This window comes from Aeromonas aquatilis, from assembly GCF_054052405.1.
The window spans coordinates 74,668-89,174 of the sequence record NZ_JBSTYP010000005.1 but is presented as its reverse complement, the minus strand read 5'-3'; the positions used below and the strand labels follow the sequence as shown (position 1 = coordinate 89,174).

The window sequence follows — 14,507 nt, the reverse complement described above, 5'->3', positions numbered from 1 at the left end:
GGCGTGAAGCCTGTGGTGATGCACGCTGGTCGCTGCTGGCGTGAGCAGATTGTGCAGCCACCGCGCTTTATGGTGTAGTAACGACTCTGTTGCTCATTTGCCTGGCGAGGCCTCTCGTGTCTGCATCCGTATCTAAACCCTGTTGTCTGCTGATGCTCACCCTGCTGCTGGTGGGCTGCGCCACTCCTTACCAGAGTGAAAAGTCGTTCTGGAATGGCCAGACCGGTTTCTCCCAGACCCGGCTTGGCCCGGACAAGTGGCAGCTGGAGTTTGTCGGCAACGATCTGGTGGACAGGGAGACCGCCCGCAAATATGTGCTCAAGCGGGCAGGGGAGCTGGCACTGGCAGAGGGTTACTCCTGGCTCAAGGTCGATGAGCTGACCATTAGCCGTGATGCCGTCAGGGTGACCCCATCACGGCCGATCTTCGGCTTTGACGAGGATGAGCCGGATCTCTTTATGGCCCAGATGCAGGTGCAGCATACCATCTCGGCGCTGCTCACTTTTCGCCTGTTGCCACGGGCACTCGATGAGCGAACTCTGGATGCGAAATATCTCGCCGAAATCAAAATAAACAGTGATTAATATTGGTGTTTTGCAAGATCTATATCACATACACCTAATGGCAGGATAAAATTCTGGAGAAAGCCTCTAGATTTACCCCCTGCTTTTAGGCATTCTCCCAGCATACCAGCCGCCAGGAATCAACGGCTCGGATCACAAAAACGGACTGTAGTGGCTCCCACGCCACTGTTTACGGCTTGCACCAATCAAAACCGGGACTCCCCCATGAAAATGAATAAACTGACGGTCGCCATCCTCATCTCCATGATGTTTGGCATCCTCACCGGCCAGGGCTATCGGATGTTTGCCGCAGATCAGGCTGCGGATTTCGCCAGTAACATCACGATCCTGACCGATATCTTCCTGCGCCTGATCAAGATGATCATCGCTCCCCTGGTCTTCACCACTCTGGTGGTCGGTATCGCCAAGATGGGCGACACCCGCACCGTGGGGCGTATCGGTGCCAAGACCCTCGGCTGGTTTATGCTGGCCTCCCTGATGTCCCTGAGCCTGGGTCTGGTGATGGTGACCCTGATGCAGCCGGGTGTAGGTCTCTCGCTCTCCCTGCCCAATGACACCGCCAGCTCGGGCATTGCTGCCGGCGCCATTACCCTTAAAGATTTTGTGACCCACGCCATTCCCAAAAGCGTGGTAGAGGCGATGGCCACCAACGAGATCCTGCAGATCGTGGTCTTCTCCCTGTTCTTTGGTCTGGCTGCCGCCGCGCTCGGCGATCTGGCCAAGCCGGTGGTGGTGCTGATGGCCAGCGCTGCCGAGATCATGCTGAAAGTGACCGGTTATGTGATGAACTTTGCGCCGTTCGCGGTGTTTGGCGCCATCGCCGCCATGGTCGCCAAAGAGGGGCTGGGCATTCTGGTCACTTACGGCAGCTTTATGGCCCAGTTCTATATCGCGCTGGCCTGTCTCTGGCTGCTGCTGATCGCCATGGGCAGCGTCTTCCTGCGTGGTCGTGTCATCAAGCTGCTGGCGATGATCCGCGAGCCCATCCTGCTCGCCTTCTCGACCGCCAGCTCCGAAGCGGCCTATCCCAAGACCCTGGATCGTCTGGAGAAGTTCGGTTGTGACAAGCGCATCGCCAGCTTCGTACTGCCGATGGGTTACTCCTTCAACCTCGACGGCTCCATGATGTACTGCACCTTCGCGGTAATGTTCATCGCTCAGGCGTATGGCATCGAGCTCTCCATGGCCCAGCAGATCACCATGCTGCTGCTGCTGATGGTCACCTCCAAGGGGATGGCCGGGGTACCGCGCGCCTCTCTGGTGGTGATTGCCGCCACCCTGAACCAGTTCCATATTCCGGAAGCGGGCATCCTGCTGTTGCTGGGGATCGACCACTTCCTCGACATGGGCCGCTCTGCCACCAACGTGCTGGGCAACGCCATCGCCGCCAGCGTGGTCGCCAAGACCGAAGACAGTCTGGGCGAGACCGAAGATCTGGGCGAGAGCGCTCCCGCCAAGGCATAACCATGGCTTGAGCTGACCAGAGGGTTGGCCGGTGCAAAGAGAAATCCCCGTCATGATCATGGCGGGGATTTTTTTATGGCTGGCCGGTTTAGAAGCCCGAACCGGGTTGCAGCAAAAACGCAGCCTCTTCCGGCGTCGAGGTGCGACCAAGAGTGACGTTGCGGTGGGGAAAGCGGCCAAAGCGTTCGATGATCACCTGATGACGACGGGCAAGGTCGGCAAAGCCCGCGAAGGTTGCTTGCGCCGGTTTGCCAGCCTGCTCGGCAGCCAGTGCCTCGAACAGCGCCACACTTCTGGCCTGTTGCTCGCGGGACTCCGCATGTTCCAGCGGCAGATAGAAGAAGACCCGCTCCAGTGGTGAGAGGGATTGGTCCGCCCCGATGGATAACCCTTTCAGGCAGAGATCCCGTGCCTGCGGATCCTGGGCAAAGGCCGCAGGCGTGCCGCGATGGATATTGCGGGGCAGCTGGTCGAGCAGCAGGAGCAGCGCCAGCCGACCGCTGGGGAGATCGGCCCAGTGGGCGAGGCTGCCCTCGGCTGCGGCCTGTGCCAGCTCGCCAAAGCGGCTGGCCAGCAGGGCATCCGTTTCGCTGCTTTTTCCCCACCAGAGGGGGGCTTGCCGTGTGGCCCGCAGGACGTCATCGGCTTCGTCGCCAAACCACAGAGCGAGCAGAGGTTGCCAGAGTTGCATGGGAACTCCTTGAGGTGATTCAGAGGGAACCAGGAACAAATGGCTCAGGGGTGCTGCCGAAACGGCGGCTTCTCGTTACACTGTGCCATCTTTTGCCCGTAAGACGTACCCCCCCGATGGCGAGCGCCGGATTCTTGGCTCGGCCGATGATGGCCTGCGATCGCCATGAAGTGCTCCTGTTGACCCCGGTGGTTATCGGGACGAGCACCTCTCTCCCGGGGTTGTTCTCACTGATATAAGGGATCTTTGATATGGCTGGAATCAGTTTGTTGGCCCTGCTCGACGATATCGCCAGCGTGCTCGATGACGTGGCGCTGATGACCAAGGTCGTGGTGAACAAGCGCGAGACATTTTTCGGGAAGACGTTTCTCACTGATATAAGGAATCTCTGATATGGCCGGAACCAGTTTGTTGGCCCTGCTCGATGATATCGCCAGCGTGCTCGATGACGTGGCGCTGATGACCAAGATGGCGGCGAAGAAGACTGCCGGGGTGTTGGGGGATGATCTCGCCCTCAACGCGGAGCAGGTTTCCGGAGTGCGTGCCGAGCGGGAGCTGCCGGTGGTGTGGGCGGTGGCCAAGGGCTCATTTCGCAACAAGCTGATTCTGGTGCCCGCCGCCATCGCCATCAGTGCCCTGGTGCCCTGGCTTATCACGCCACTCTTGATGCTGGGAGGCGCTTACCTCTGCTTTGAGGGGGCCGAGAAGCTGGCCCACAAGTTCCTGCCCCATGAGGCGAGTGAGGGTGAGGCACACACTGCTCCTATTCCCGATGATCTGGTGGCGTTTGAGCAGCAGAAGGTGAAGGGAGCGATCCGCACCGATTTTATTCTCTCTGCCGAGATCATCGTCATCGCCCTTGGCACGGTACAGGGGGCGAGCCTCGCGCTGCAGCTCTCGGTAGTGGCGGGCATCGCCCTGCTGATGACCATCGGGGTCTACGGGTTGGTGGGGCTGATCGTCAAGCTCGATGACATCGGTCTGCATCTGCTGCAAAAGCCCGATGGCAGCGCCCTGCGCCGCGCGGTGGGGCAGGGACTGTTGGTGACGGCTCCTCGTCTGATGCACCTGCTGGCACTGGTCGGCACCATCGCCATGTTTATGGTGGGCGGTGGCATTCTGGTGCATGGCTGGCCTTTTGCCCATCACCTGATTGAAGGCGCCGCCGCTGTTGTCGCCACCCTGCCCACTGTGGGGGCCGTACTGGCGGCGGTGACGCCGACCCTGCTCAACGCCGTGGCCGGTGTGGTGGCGGGTCTGCTGCTGGTTGCCGTGATGACGCTGGTGAGCCGTCTTGCCCCGGCCAAGGGATAAGCGAGCTTGCGGGCCATGTTCTCTTTTTTCCTCTCTTCATTTTTTGGCTAGCGGGACGCTCGGTTTCGGACTTGCTGCCCGCAGGTCTGTTGTGCCTCCCGATAAAGGCCTTTGCGAGAAGTTATGTATCAACAACAGTGGAATAACGACCATATCTACCCGGGCCTCGACAGCCCCGAGCTGGAAGCGGACATGCGCGCAGCCCGCAACGCGCTGGAAGAGCTGGCCAGCTATATGGCTGGTCTGGACGGGGTGCGCGGCGATGACGCAGCGCTGCTGGATTTTTTGCGGGAAGTGCGGCTGCGCGCCCGTGATATTCGCCATATCGGCTGGAACGTCGCTATTCTGGCGGCGTGTCGCGGCAGTCAGGATGCGCGGGATCCGCAGGCCAAACAGCTGGCGTCCCGTGCCCGCGCCCTTAATGCCGATCTGTTCAAGACCCTGGCGCCGGTGGAAGATCTGATGCTGGCGTTGCCGGAAGAGGAATTCGCCGCGCTGATGGCGGATCCCCTGCTCGGTGAAGAGGCGTACCGCCTGCGCCATGAGCGTCGCTTGCAGGATCAGCGCCTGCCGGTGGAGGCGGAGCAACTGGTGATCGGTCTTGGTACCGATGGCCTTCATGCCTGGGGCAACCTCTACAACGATCTGGTGGGCAAGATCCGGCTGGTGATCGATGGCCGCGAGATGGGGCTGGCCGAGGCGAGCAATCTGCTCTCCAGTCCGGTGCGTGCGCTGCGTTTAGAAGCCTTTGATGCCATCAGCGCCGGTTGGGAAGGGGAGCAGGAGACGGTGGCCGCCATACTCAATGCCCTTAACGGCTGGCGGCTGGAGCTGGCCCGTCAGCGTGGTAACACCCGGTTGCTCGATGCGCTGGATCTCTCCTGTCACCAGAGCCATATCGAGCGCGCTACCCTCGATGCCCTGATGAGCGAAACCTGGCGAGCCCGTGGGTTGGGTCAGCGGGCCTTGGGGCTGATGGCTGAACGGCTCGGACTTGACGATCTGGGGCCGGAGGATCTCTTTGCGCCGCCGCCTGCTTCCAGCAGCCGCGACATTCCTTTTGATGAGGCGATCGAGTTGATTGCCGATGCCTTTAGCCGTTTCGATCCCGAGATGGGGGCATTTGCCCGCATGATGGCCGAGAAGGGGTGGATTGATGCGGCGCCCACGCCAAATCGCCGCACCGGCGCCTACTGCACCAAGTTTGCCGAACCGGTCGAACCGCGGGTCTTTGTTACCTATGCCGGCACCATGGATAACGTCATTACCCTGGCCCATGAGCTGGGCCACGCTTGGCACAACTGGGTCATTCGCGATCTGCCGATGAGCCAGCGCAGCTACCCCATGACGCTGGCGGAGACCGCCTCCATCTTCGCCGAAACCCTGGTGCGCAGCGCCCTGTTCGAGCAGGCGCAAAGCCCGGAAGAGCAGTTGGCGATCGCCTGGGCCGAAGCCGATGGCGCAGCCACCTTCCTGGTCAATATCCCGGCCCGCTTCGATTTCGAGCAGGCCTTGGTGGCCGAGCGGGCGCAGGGTTATGTGTCGGCAGAGCGGCTCAAGGCGTTGACCGACGAGGCGTGGGGACGCTGGTATGAGGGGAGCCTGACCCGCTATCACCCCATGTTCTGGGCGGCCAAGGCGCACTTCTCCATCGCCGGGCTGGGCTTTTACAACTACCCCTATCTGTTCGGTTATCTGTTCAGCCTTGGCGTTTATCAGCAATTGATGAGCCGCAAGGCGGCGGGGGAAGAGGGCATTACCGAAGCCTATCGTGCCTTGCTGCACGATACCGGCCGGATGAGCGCCGAAGATCTGGTAGCCAAGCATCTGGGGCAGGATATCCGTGAGGCCGCCTTCTGGCAGGGGAGTCTGGCACAAGTAGCGCAGGCGGTAGAGCGCTTCGCGCAGTTGTCTGCCTGATTGGGTCAGCGGTGATATGAACAACAGGCCCCCGGACAGTCTCGCAGTCCGGGGGCCTGTTTGTTATGCCTGCTCTTGCTGGGGTTTGATGGGACCAACGAACAGAGGACGGGTCTGGTGACTCAGATCCGGCTGATAGCCGTTGAAGAAGAGGTTGAGCAGCACCGAACTGATGGTGGCCAGCAGGATACCGCTATGAAAAAGCGGTTGTAGCTGCGCCGGAAGCTGCTGGAAAAAATTCCCGGAGACCGTCGGGATCATGCCAATTCCGAGACTGATGGCGACGATATAGAGGTTGTGGCGGTTGCTGTTGTAATCGGTGCGCGCCAGGATGCGAATACCGGTGGCCAGCACCATACCGAACATGACGATACCGGCGCCCCCCAGCACGAAGGGCGGGATGGAGGCGACCAGCACCGACATCTTGGGGATAAGGCCAAAGGCGAGCAGGATCCCCCCCGACATCACACAGACCCAGCGACTCGATACTCCGGTCACGCTCACCAGACCGATATTCTGGGAGAACGATGTGTGGGGGAAGCTGTTGAATATCCCACCAATAATGGTGCCGATGCCATCCACCCGCAGCCCGCGCACGATATCACCGCGTCTGGCCGGATGGCCGACGATGTCGCCAAGGGCCAGAAACATCCCCATGGATTCGATAAAGGTAATGAGCATGATGACAGTGAGGGTGGCGATGGAGATGGGGTCGAAGGTGGGCCAGCCGAAGGCGAAGGGCACTATGGGGGCAAACCAGGCTGCTTCGCCGAGGCCATCGAGGCTCACTTCGCCCATGGCGATGGCCACCACGAAACCGAAGATGATCCCGAGCAGCACCGAGATATTGCTGAAAAAGCCCTTGGTGAAGCGGGTCACCAGCAGGATAAAGACGAGCACCAGAAAGCTGGTGCCGATATAGCGCAGGCTGCCATATTCTGGATTACCCTTGCCCCCCGCCATCCAGTCGATCCCCACCTGCATGATGCTGATCCCGATGGAGGTGATAACCACCCCGGTCACTACGGTGGGGAAGAGTGGCATCAGCCTACCTATCAGCGGCACCAGCAGTGTCGAGATGATACCCGCGGCGATGGTGGCGCCGAAGATGCCCGTCAGCCCCAGATCCGGGTTGGCTCCGATGGCCAGCATGGGCATCACGGCGGCAAAGGTGACCGACATGATGACCGGCAGCCGGATCCCGGCAAATCGGCCAATCCCGACACATTGCAGCAGGGTGACGATGCCGCAGCAGAAGAGATCCGAACTGATAAGGTAGGAGATCTGCTCCTTGGGTAGCCCCAGACTGCCGCCAATCACCAGTGGCACCGCCACGGCGCCGGCGTACATCACCAGCACATGTTGCAGGCCCAGGGTAAAGAGTTGGCCCATGGGGAGCATGCGCTCCACTTCATCCACCGGGCGCTTGCGCGCACCCGGTCGGGGGGAGGGGGGATTGGTCTCGTTCATGAACAGATCACTCCTTGAAGCCCGCGCAACTGCTACAGGCAAGATAGTGAAAGCCGCAGCTTTCCCGGTCATTGATCTCGTGTATTGACAGAGGTGCCAGATCCCTCGGCAGTAGTGAGAGGGAGCCGGTGCAGCACGGGTCAGTGCACAAAACATGCACAACGCCGCTCACGAGAGAAAACGTTTGGCGATAACGCCTTGTTTTTGCGGGATGAGTCACATACCGGCCAGATAAGTGCCCGGCTGCTGGCAGGGGAAGGAGGTGGGGGCATCTCAGATTGGTAAGGGGTTTATCATTATCGGTCTGGCGATCTCACTTTGATAGCTGGGCACCAGAGGGTTGCTCGCAATGCGCCCCTCTGCATGTGACGGCGCTCGCGGGCCGCAGGGCGCAATCGGGGGCGGGGGCGTGATCCAAAGCAAGAAAGTTGGATGTTTTGGTGGCGCACGGGGCCGCCGCTGGGGTAGTTTCGATAAAACCGACACAGATCTTGAGGTCTTATCCATGATCATCTATCTGCATGGCTTCGATGCCACCAGCCCAGGCAATCACGAGAAAGTGCTGCAGTTGCAGTTTATTGATGATGATGTGCGTTTCGTGCACTACAGCACGGTTCACCCCCGTCATGATATGAGCCATTTGCTCAAGGAAGTGAAAAAACAGCTCGATATGAGTACCGATCCCAAACCGCTGATCTGCGGCGTGGGTCTTGGTGGCTACTGGAGCGAGCGGATCGGCTTTCTGTGCGGCATTCGCCAAGTGATCTTCAACCCCAACCTCCATCCGGAAGAGAACATGCAGGGCAAGATCGACCGGCCGGAAGAATATGACGATATCGGTACCAAGTGTGTAACTGAATTTCGTAAGAAAAATTCAGGAAACTGCCTGTGTATCCTTTCCGTTCAGGATGAAGTGCGCGATAATCGGGACACTGAACGTGAATTGAAGAACTATTACGACATCGTGTGGGATGAGCGCGAGACTCATAAGTTCAAAAATATCTCGCATCATCTGCAGCGGATGAAGGCCTTCAAAGAAGCCTGATCCATCACGTCGACCGATTTCGTTTTAGGGAGCCAATGGCTCCCTTTCGTTTTGAGGAACCGAGGAAAATCATCATGATGAATATTGTCGTTGTAGGCGGCGGCGCCGGTGGCCTGGAGCTGGCCACCAGTCTGGGTCGCAAGCTTGGCAAGAAGAACAAGGCCAAGATCACTCTGGTCGATCGCAACCGCACCCACCTGTGGAAACCCCTGCTGCACGAAGTGGCCACCGGCTCCATGGACGCGGGCATCGATGCCCTGAGCTACCAGTCTCACGCCAAGAACCACGGTTTCGACTTCCAGCTCGGCACCCTGACCGACATCAAGCGTGACGATAAACGCATCGTGCTGGCCCCGATCCACGACGACAATGGCGACATCGTGGTCAACGAGCGCGAACTGCCCTACGACTATCTGGTGATGGCCATCGGTTCTGTCTCCAACGACTTCAACACCAAGGGCATCAAGGATAACTGTATTTTCCTCGATAGCCCCTCCCAGGCGCACCGTTTCCACAACAGCATGATGAACCGCTTCCTGCAGTTCGCCACCGAATATAAACCGGGCGACAAAGTGAAGATTGCGATCGTCGGCGGCGGCGCAACCGGCGTTGAGCTCTCTGCCGAGCTCTACAACGCGGTCGAGCAGCTCTACGCCTACGGCTTCAAGAACCTCACCACCGACAGCCTGAAGGTGACCCTGGTGGAAGCGGGTCCGCGCATTCTGCCGGCTCTGCCGGAGCGCATCAGCGGCGCCGCTCATCAGGAGCTGGTCAAGCTGGGTGTGGACGTGCGTACCGCCACCATGATCACCGAAGCGACCAGCGATGGTCTGCACACCAAGGATGGCGAGCTGATTGAAGCTGACCTGATGGTGTGGGCGGCCGGCATCAAGGCGCCTGACTTTATGAAGGATATCGCCGGTCTTGAGACCAACCGCATCAACCAGCTGGTGGTGAAAGAGACCCTGCAGACCACCCGTGACGAGAACATCTTCGTTATCGGTGACTGCGCCGCCTGTCCGCAGCCGGATGGCAAGTTCGTGCCGCCGCGTGCCCAGTCTGCCCACCAGATGGCCAGCCAGGCGTTCAAGAATATTCTGGCCAAGATGAACGGCGGCGAGATGAAGCCTTACCTCTACCACGACCACGGTTCGCTGGTGTCCCTCAGCCGCTTCTCCACCGTGGGCAGCCTGATGGGCAACCTGATGCGCGGCTCCATGATGGTGGAGGGCTACATTGCCCGTCTGGTCTACATCTCCCTCTACCGGATGCACCAGATCGCACTGCACGGCTACGTCAAGACCGGCCTCATCATGCTGGTGGGTCGCATCAACCGGGTACTGCGCCCGACCCTGAAGCTGCACTAAGCCAGGATTAACCACAATTCGGAATAGCAAAAGGAGAGGCCACGGCCTCTCCTTTTTTATGAGCGCAGATCGGGGAAAGGGGGTTACTTGCCCAGATAGGTGCGGTCGAAGAAGGTATTGACCCAGTGGGGGCGGTAGATGGCCAGCACTGTCATCGCCATGCCGTTGAGCAGGGCTTCGGGGAACAGCAGCAGCGGCCAGATGGAGAGGTAGTCTGCCGTGATCGTATGCCAGGGGTAGCTGCCGCTTATCCCCATCAACAGGGCGCTGGCTGCCACCTTGACCGAGATGGCGAGGGCGCCGCCAAGAAAGGCGGCTACGAAGATATAGATAAAGAGATGGCGCGGCAGCCAGGCCCAGCTGGCCAGAAACAGCAGCCAGCTGGTGGCAACCGGCAGGGCAATGCCGACCAGAGCCTGCCAGCCAAAGTCGGCCAGATTGGTCACGCCGAAGTAGTCGAGTACCAGCAGGGTCAGGCAGGGGGCAAGCAGGGCCAGCCGCCAGCCCAGCAGCAGGGTGAGGGTGGTGAGTCCGAGAAAATGCACCTCCAGCCCCTCATGCAAACCGGCTCGCAACGTCCAGAGCGGGATGAGGGCGATGGCACCGCCCAGCAGCAGGTGCTGATAGAGAGGGTTGTCATGGAGGGTTTGCCACAGGGCGCTGCGCAGGCTAAAGGCCAGTAAAACCAGCCAGATCAGGAGGGCGGCGAGTTGTCCTTCACTCATCTTGTCGTCCATTCATGCAGGGGGGGATTTCGGGCGGCCTTCCTGCCCGCCCCATAACAGAGCAGGCTGACGAGTCAGCCTGCTTGCACATCAATATTTCACGTTGTTGTGGTATTTGCCAAGGATGCCCTTGACCCGCTCCATGGTCTCCTTGCTGGGGGGCTTGATCCCGCTCAGCTCGTAAGGGTCGCCCAGCACGTCCCACTTGTGTTTGCCGAGCTCATGGTAGGGAAGCAGCTCCACCTTCTCCACGCTATTGCCCAGTCCGGCGATAAACTTGCCGAGATCTTCGGCGCTCTCATCGTCGTCGCTCCAGGTCGGCACCACCACGTAGCGGATCCACATGGTCTTGCCTTTGGCCGCCAGATAGCGAGCAAACTCCAGGGTGTATCTGTTGCTGACGTGGGTCAGCGGAATGTGTTTCTCGTCATTGATCTGTTTGATGTCGAGCAGCACCAGATCGGTCTGGTCGAGCAGCTTGTCCACCTGTTGGTCGAGATGACGGACGAAGCCGTTGGTGTCGAGACAGGTGTGGATCCCTTTCTCTTTGCAGGCGGTAAACAGTTCGGTAATGAAGGCCGGTTGCAGCATGGCTTCACCGCCGGACGCTGTCACGCCACCGCCGGAGGCATTCATGAAGTGGCGATAGCTGGTGATGTCACTCATCAACTCCGCGACGGTCACTTCGCGGCCACCCTCGGTATCCCAGGTATCGCGGTTGTGGCAGTACTTACAGCGCATCAGGCAGCCTTGCATGAATACGATAAAGCGTATCCCCGGACCATCGACAGTGCCGCAGGTTTCGACGGAATGGATCCGGCCAATGGTACCGTGAGATCCGGCTGGCTGGCTGATTTCAACGGCAGGGATCCGATTAATGACAGACATAAACAACTCCAACGATTCGAGCAGGCCGTTATTTTATTACATAAACCCCTATTGATCCTACACCTTTAGTCCGGCCCGTTGCCGTCCAGCAGCTGTTCCAGCTCCCTGATGGTGAGCGGGCGGCTGGTGAGGTACCCTTGATAATGCTGACATCCCAGCTCTCTGAGAATGGCCAGTTGTGCCTCCTCTTCTACCCCTTCGGCGGTGACGGTAAAGCGGAATACCTGAGCCAGATCGAGGATTGCCTTGACGATGGCCCTGTCCTGTTCGCTGTGCACCAGGGTCTGAATGAAGCTTCTGTCCAGCTTCACCTCATCGGCGGGCAGATCCCGCAGATAGGCCAGCGATGAGTAGCCTGTGCCAAAGTCGTCGATGGAGATGAGGATGCCGAGCTCCTTGAGCTGGCGCATTCTGGCGATGCTCTCGGTGCGGTTTTCCAGTACCACAGATTCGGTCACCTCCAGCAGCAGGCGGGAGGGGGGAACGCCGGTGTCGCGCAGTATGTACTCCACCTGTTGCACGAAGCCCTGAGTGTGGAACTGGCGGGCGCTGACGTTGACCGACAGATGGGGGATCTGTAGGCCACGGTTGAGCCAGAAGCTGTATTGGGCACAGGCGGTCTTCATCACCCAGTAGCCAATCTCGAGGATCAGGCTGGTCTCTTCGGCGATGGGGATGAACTCCCCGGGCGGTACCATGGTGCCATCGCTGCGCTGCCATCGCAGCAGCGCCTCGATGCCCGATAGCGATCCATTGTCTACCCGGTATTGCGGCTGATAGTGCAGTTGCAGCTCGTGATGGCGCAGGGCGTCGCGCAACTGGTTGGTGAGGGTCAGCCGGTTCTTCTCCTGAAGGGCCATCGCTTCGGTGAAGAAGACGTAGTGGCCCTGACCGGCCCGCTTGGCCATGTGGGTCGCGGTGTCGGCCTGTTGCATCAGAACCAGATGATCTGGCTCGTTGCCGGAGAAGAGGCTGATCCCCACCGAGGCGCTGCAGTGCAGTTTGTGATCGCCGATGTCGAACGGGGTGCGAAATAGCCCCATCAGCTCGCGGGCGAAGTGCTCTGCCAGAATTTTGGCGGTGACTTCCCCTTGTCCCAGCTGGGTAAAGAGCAGGGCAAATTCGTCCCCCGAGATGCGGGCCTGCACCAGATTGTCCTGGGGCAGCTCCCTGAAACGCTGCACTACGGCCTGCAGCAGCAGATCGCCGCAGGCGTGACCGAGGGAGTCGTTGATCGACTTGAAGTTGTCGAGATCCAGCAGTAGCAGGGCGCCCCACTGGCCGTTGGGGGTGCTCAGGGTCTGTTGCAAAATATGGTTGAGGCTGCGCCGGTTGTGCAGGCCGCAGAGATCGTCGTAGTAGGCGAGCTGCTCTATGTGTTTGGCCGCCTCTTTTTCCTGGGTGATGTCGTAGAAGCTGCAGATAAAGTGGCTGAGCTCCCCCCGCTCATTCTTGACGCCGTTCACCATCAAACGCACCGGAAAGAGGTGGCCATCCTTGTGCAGGCAGCGCTCTTCCCCAAGCCAGAACTCCTGCTCGTTGACGGTGCGGCTGACATCTTCCTTGAGATGATCCCCGTAGTAGGTGGGGCGCAGCTTGCGAATGGAGTGACCGATCACCTCTACCTCGCCAAATCCGGTGATCCGGCTGAAGGAGTGGTTGACCTTGAGGATGATGCCGTTGTGATCCATCACGATCAGCCCATCGTGGGTATTGAAGGCCACCTCGGCCAGCCGCAGGGCGTCGTCGGCGGCAAGGCGCTTGAGCTCGATGGCGGCCCGCTCGTGCTGGCTGCTCAACAGATCCAGCAGCAGTTCGGGCTCCTCAAGGGGGGCATCGAGCAGCAGGGTGATCTGGCCAATGGGGGCGCCGCTTTGACCATGGAGCGGAATGCCGATGTAGGCACTGGCATTGAGGGCAAGCAGCCGGGTCGCCTTGGGATAGCGCACGGGCAGATCTTCCACATAGATGGCCTGACCATGCTGGAACAGCTCCTGAGCGGGGCCGGGGTCGAGCTGGATGGGCTTGAGGGTGGAGCAGATCTCCTCGTTGATGACGCAGCGGGGGATGATCCAGAGAGCCTGACCGCGGGGCTGGAACTCGCCGATCCAGCCCACCCGGGCGCCGCTGGCGTTCATGGCCCAGCTTACCAGCGTCTTGCAGTAGTCGATGCCGGTCTGCTGGTGCAGCTCGGGCGGGAGGGCAAGCTCGGCACGGCGCTCTTCTGGTTGCGGCTGCCAGTGACCGAGCAGCTGGGCACTGCTGCGCACCAGTTGCAACATCTCCTCGCTGAGCGGGGTGGGATCGAGATACTCCAGACTCAGCACCCCGAACAGCTTGTCCTGCTCCAGCAGGGCCCCATCGAGGCGTGAGCGCACACCGGCACTGGTCAGATAGAGGTGATTGCTCAGCATCGGTTGGTGGGCGGCTTCCGAGAAGCTCAAGGCTTTGCGGGTACGCAGGGCGCGGATATAGCGGCTGTCACCGCGAATGGGGTAGAGCGCCTCGACCCCCAGAGTGAATACCGGGGTGAGTTGCTCGCTGCCGAGATCGCCGTTGGCCTGATAGTGCCAGAGGATGAGCCGATCGGCCCCCAGACTCTCTTTAAGGGCCTCGAGCAGGGGCGCATACTGTTGCTGGCTCGCCATCTGGCTGAGGCGCGGCAGTTGCAATGCCAGATCGGCGATGGGCTCCTGGCGAAGGTTCTGCAGACAGATAAGCCAGAAGCCATCCTGCTCGTGGGCGAGGGCGATATGCCACAACTGGCTGGCAAAGCGCACGGTGATCTTGCCGCCATGGCCGTTGGCCAGCAGTTGTTCGATGGGCAGGCGCAGTGCATCGGGAAGCTGGGCAGGCCAGGGGGCGCGCGGCTCATCGAGCCAGTAGAGCGGGGTTTGCATCACGTCGGTCAGGGCGACCAGCCGTTGACTGCGCAGATCCAGACGGAAAAACAGCGGCGTCTGGAGGGCAGGAGGAAGATGACTGAGTGCGGTAGACGACATGAACAAACAACATCCTGTTAAGCAACCGTCGGGGTTG

The 14,507-nt window shown here is 60.0% G+C and carries 12 protein-coding genes; 7 read left to right on the top strand and 5 right to left on the bottom strand.

What is annotated here, in order from left to right:
• Positions 1–152 precede the first annotated feature (152 nt).
• Complete coding sequence (locus tag ACW5W8_RS03215) at positions 153–584, top strand: CC0125/CC1285 family lipoprotein (protein WP_498626400.1); 432 nt, start codon at positions 153–155, stop codon at positions 582–584.
• A 204-nt stretch (positions 585–788) separates the two neighbouring features.
• A complete protein-coding gene (locus ACW5W8_RS03210; protein ID WP_498626378.1) occupies positions 789–2,048 on the top strand; it encodes a dicarboxylate/amino acid:cation symporter in 1,260 nt (419 codons plus the stop codon).
• An 88-nt stretch (positions 2,049–2,136) separates the two neighbouring features.
• Here the strand turns inward: ACW5W8_RS03210 and ACW5W8_RS03205 are convergent, their stop codons facing one another.
• Positions 2,137–2,739 (bottom strand): DUF924 family protein, encoded by a 603-nt coding sequence (locus tag ACW5W8_RS03205; protein ID WP_498626377.1) that lies wholly within the window; start codon positions 2,737–2,739, stop codon positions 2,137–2,139.
• A 251-nt stretch (positions 2,740–2,990) separates the two neighbouring features.
• On the opposite strand from ACW5W8_RS03205, the gene ACW5W8_RS03200 reads away from it, so the two are divergent.
• From ACW5W8_RS03200 to ACW5W8_RS03190, 3 genes are all read left to right on the top strand, one after another.
• A complete protein-coding gene (locus ACW5W8_RS03200) occupies positions 2,991–3,131 on the top strand; it encodes a hypothetical protein (RefSeq protein WP_498626376.1) in 141 nt (46 codons plus the stop codon).
• Between the two features lies 1 nt (position 3,132).
• Positions 3,133–4,053, top strand: coding sequence for a DUF808 domain-containing protein (locus tag ACW5W8_RS03195; RefSeq protein WP_124929122.1), 921 nt, complete (start codon positions 3,133–3,135; stop codon positions 4,051–4,053).
• A 123-nt stretch (positions 4,054–4,176) separates the two neighbouring features.
• Positions 4,177–5,973 (top strand): M3 family oligoendopeptidase, encoded by a 1,797-nt coding sequence (locus tag ACW5W8_RS03190; RefSeq protein ID WP_498626375.1) that lies wholly within the window; start codon positions 4,177–4,179, stop codon positions 5,971–5,973.
• A 63-nt stretch (positions 5,974–6,036) separates the two neighbouring features.
• Here the strand turns inward: ACW5W8_RS03190 and ACW5W8_RS03185 are convergent, their stop codons facing one another.
• Positions 6,037–7,443: a nucleobase:cation symporter-2 family protein gene (locus ACW5W8_RS03185; protein ID WP_227273433.1), complete on the bottom strand. Its 1,407-nt coding sequence runs from the start codon at positions 7,441–7,443 to the stop codon at positions 6,037–6,039.
• A gap of 505 nt (positions 7,444–7,948) precedes the next feature.
• On the opposite strand from ACW5W8_RS03185, the gene ycfP reads away from it, so the two are divergent.
• Both ycfP and ACW5W8_RS03175 read left to right on the top strand, forming a co-directional pair.
• A complete protein-coding gene (ycfP, locus tag ACW5W8_RS03180) occupies positions 7,949–8,488 on the top strand; it encodes an alpha/beta hydrolase YcfP (RefSeq protein WP_005334000.1) in 540 nt (179 codons plus the stop codon).
• 74 nt (positions 8,489–8,562) lie between these two features.
• Positions 8,563–9,855 (top strand): NAD(P)/FAD-dependent oxidoreductase, encoded by a 1,293-nt coding sequence (locus tag ACW5W8_RS03175; RefSeq protein ID WP_005333998.1) that lies wholly within the window; start codon positions 8,563–8,565, stop codon positions 9,853–9,855.
• A gap of 83 nt (positions 9,856–9,938) precedes the next feature.
• Here the strand turns inward: ACW5W8_RS03175 and ACW5W8_RS03170 are convergent, their stop codons facing one another.
• The 3 genes from ACW5W8_RS03170 to ACW5W8_RS03160 all read right to left on the bottom strand — a co-directional run bounded on the left by ACW5W8_RS03170 (position 9,939) and on the right by ACW5W8_RS03160 (position 14,470).
• The gene (locus tag ACW5W8_RS03170; protein WP_498626374.1) at positions 9,939–10,580 is read right to left on the bottom strand and encodes an energy-coupling factor ABC transporter permease; all 642 of its coding nucleotides are present in this window, start codon (positions 10,578–10,580) and stop codon (positions 9,939–9,941) included.
• Between the two features lie 90 nt (positions 10,581–10,670).
• Positions 10,671–11,468, bottom strand: coding sequence for a pyruvate formate lyase 1-activating protein (gene pflA, locus ACW5W8_RS03165; protein WP_498626373.1), 798 nt, complete (start codon positions 11,466–11,468; stop codon positions 10,671–10,673).
• A 65-nt stretch (positions 11,469–11,533) separates the two neighbouring features.
• On the bottom strand, positions 11,534–14,470 hold the full coding sequence (locus tag ACW5W8_RS03160) for a sensor domain-containing phosphodiesterase (protein ID WP_498626371.1): 2,937 nt from the start codon (positions 14,468–14,470) through the stop codon (positions 11,534–11,536).
• Positions 14,471–14,507: the final 37 nt, after the last annotated feature.

Excerpts from the sequence above, each read along its gene's own strand:
- ACW5W8_RS03215 (WP_498626400.1), top strand. The coding sequence starts at position 153 with ATGCTCACCCTGCTGCTGGTGGGCTGCGCCACTCCTTACCAGAGTGAA.
- ACW5W8_RS03210 (WP_498626378.1), top strand. The coding sequence starts at position 789 with ATGAAAATGAATAAACTGACGGTCGCCATCCTCATCTCCATGATGTTT.
- ACW5W8_RS03205 (WP_498626377.1), bottom strand. The coding sequence starts at position 2,739 with ATGCAACTCTGGCAACCTCTGCTCGCTCTGTGGTTTGGCGACGAAGCC.
- ACW5W8_RS03200 (WP_498626376.1), top strand. The coding sequence starts at position 2,991 with ATGGCTGGAATCAGTTTGTTGGCCCTGCTCGACGATATCGCCAGCGTG.
- ACW5W8_RS03195 (WP_124929122.1), top strand. The coding sequence starts at position 3,133 with ATGGCCGGAACCAGTTTGTTGGCCCTGCTCGATGATATCGCCAGCGTG.
- ACW5W8_RS03190 (WP_498626375.1), top strand. The coding sequence starts at position 4,177 with ATGTATCAACAACAGTGGAATAACGACCATATCTACCCGGGCCTCGAC.
- ACW5W8_RS03185 (WP_227273433.1), bottom strand. The coding sequence starts at position 7,443 with ATGAACGAGACCAATCCCCCCTCCCCCCGACCGGGTGCGCGCAAGCGC.
- ycfP (WP_005334000.1), top strand. The coding sequence starts at position 7,949 with ATGATCATCTATCTGCATGGCTTCGATGCCACCAGCCCAGGCAATCAC.
- ACW5W8_RS03175 (WP_005333998.1), top strand. The coding sequence starts at position 8,563 with ATGATGAATATTGTCGTTGTAGGCGGCGGCGCCGGTGGCCTGGAGCTG.
- ACW5W8_RS03170 (WP_498626374.1), bottom strand. The coding sequence starts at position 10,580 with ATGAGTGAAGGACAACTCGCCGCCCTCCTGATCTGGCTGGTTTTACTG.
- pflA (WP_498626373.1), bottom strand. The coding sequence starts at position 11,468 with ATGTCTGTCATTAATCGGATCCCTGCCGTTGAAATCAGCCAGCCAGCC.
- ACW5W8_RS03160 (WP_498626371.1), bottom strand. The coding sequence starts at position 14,470 with ATGTCGTCTACCGCACTCAGTCATCTTCCTCCTGCCCTCCAGACGCCG.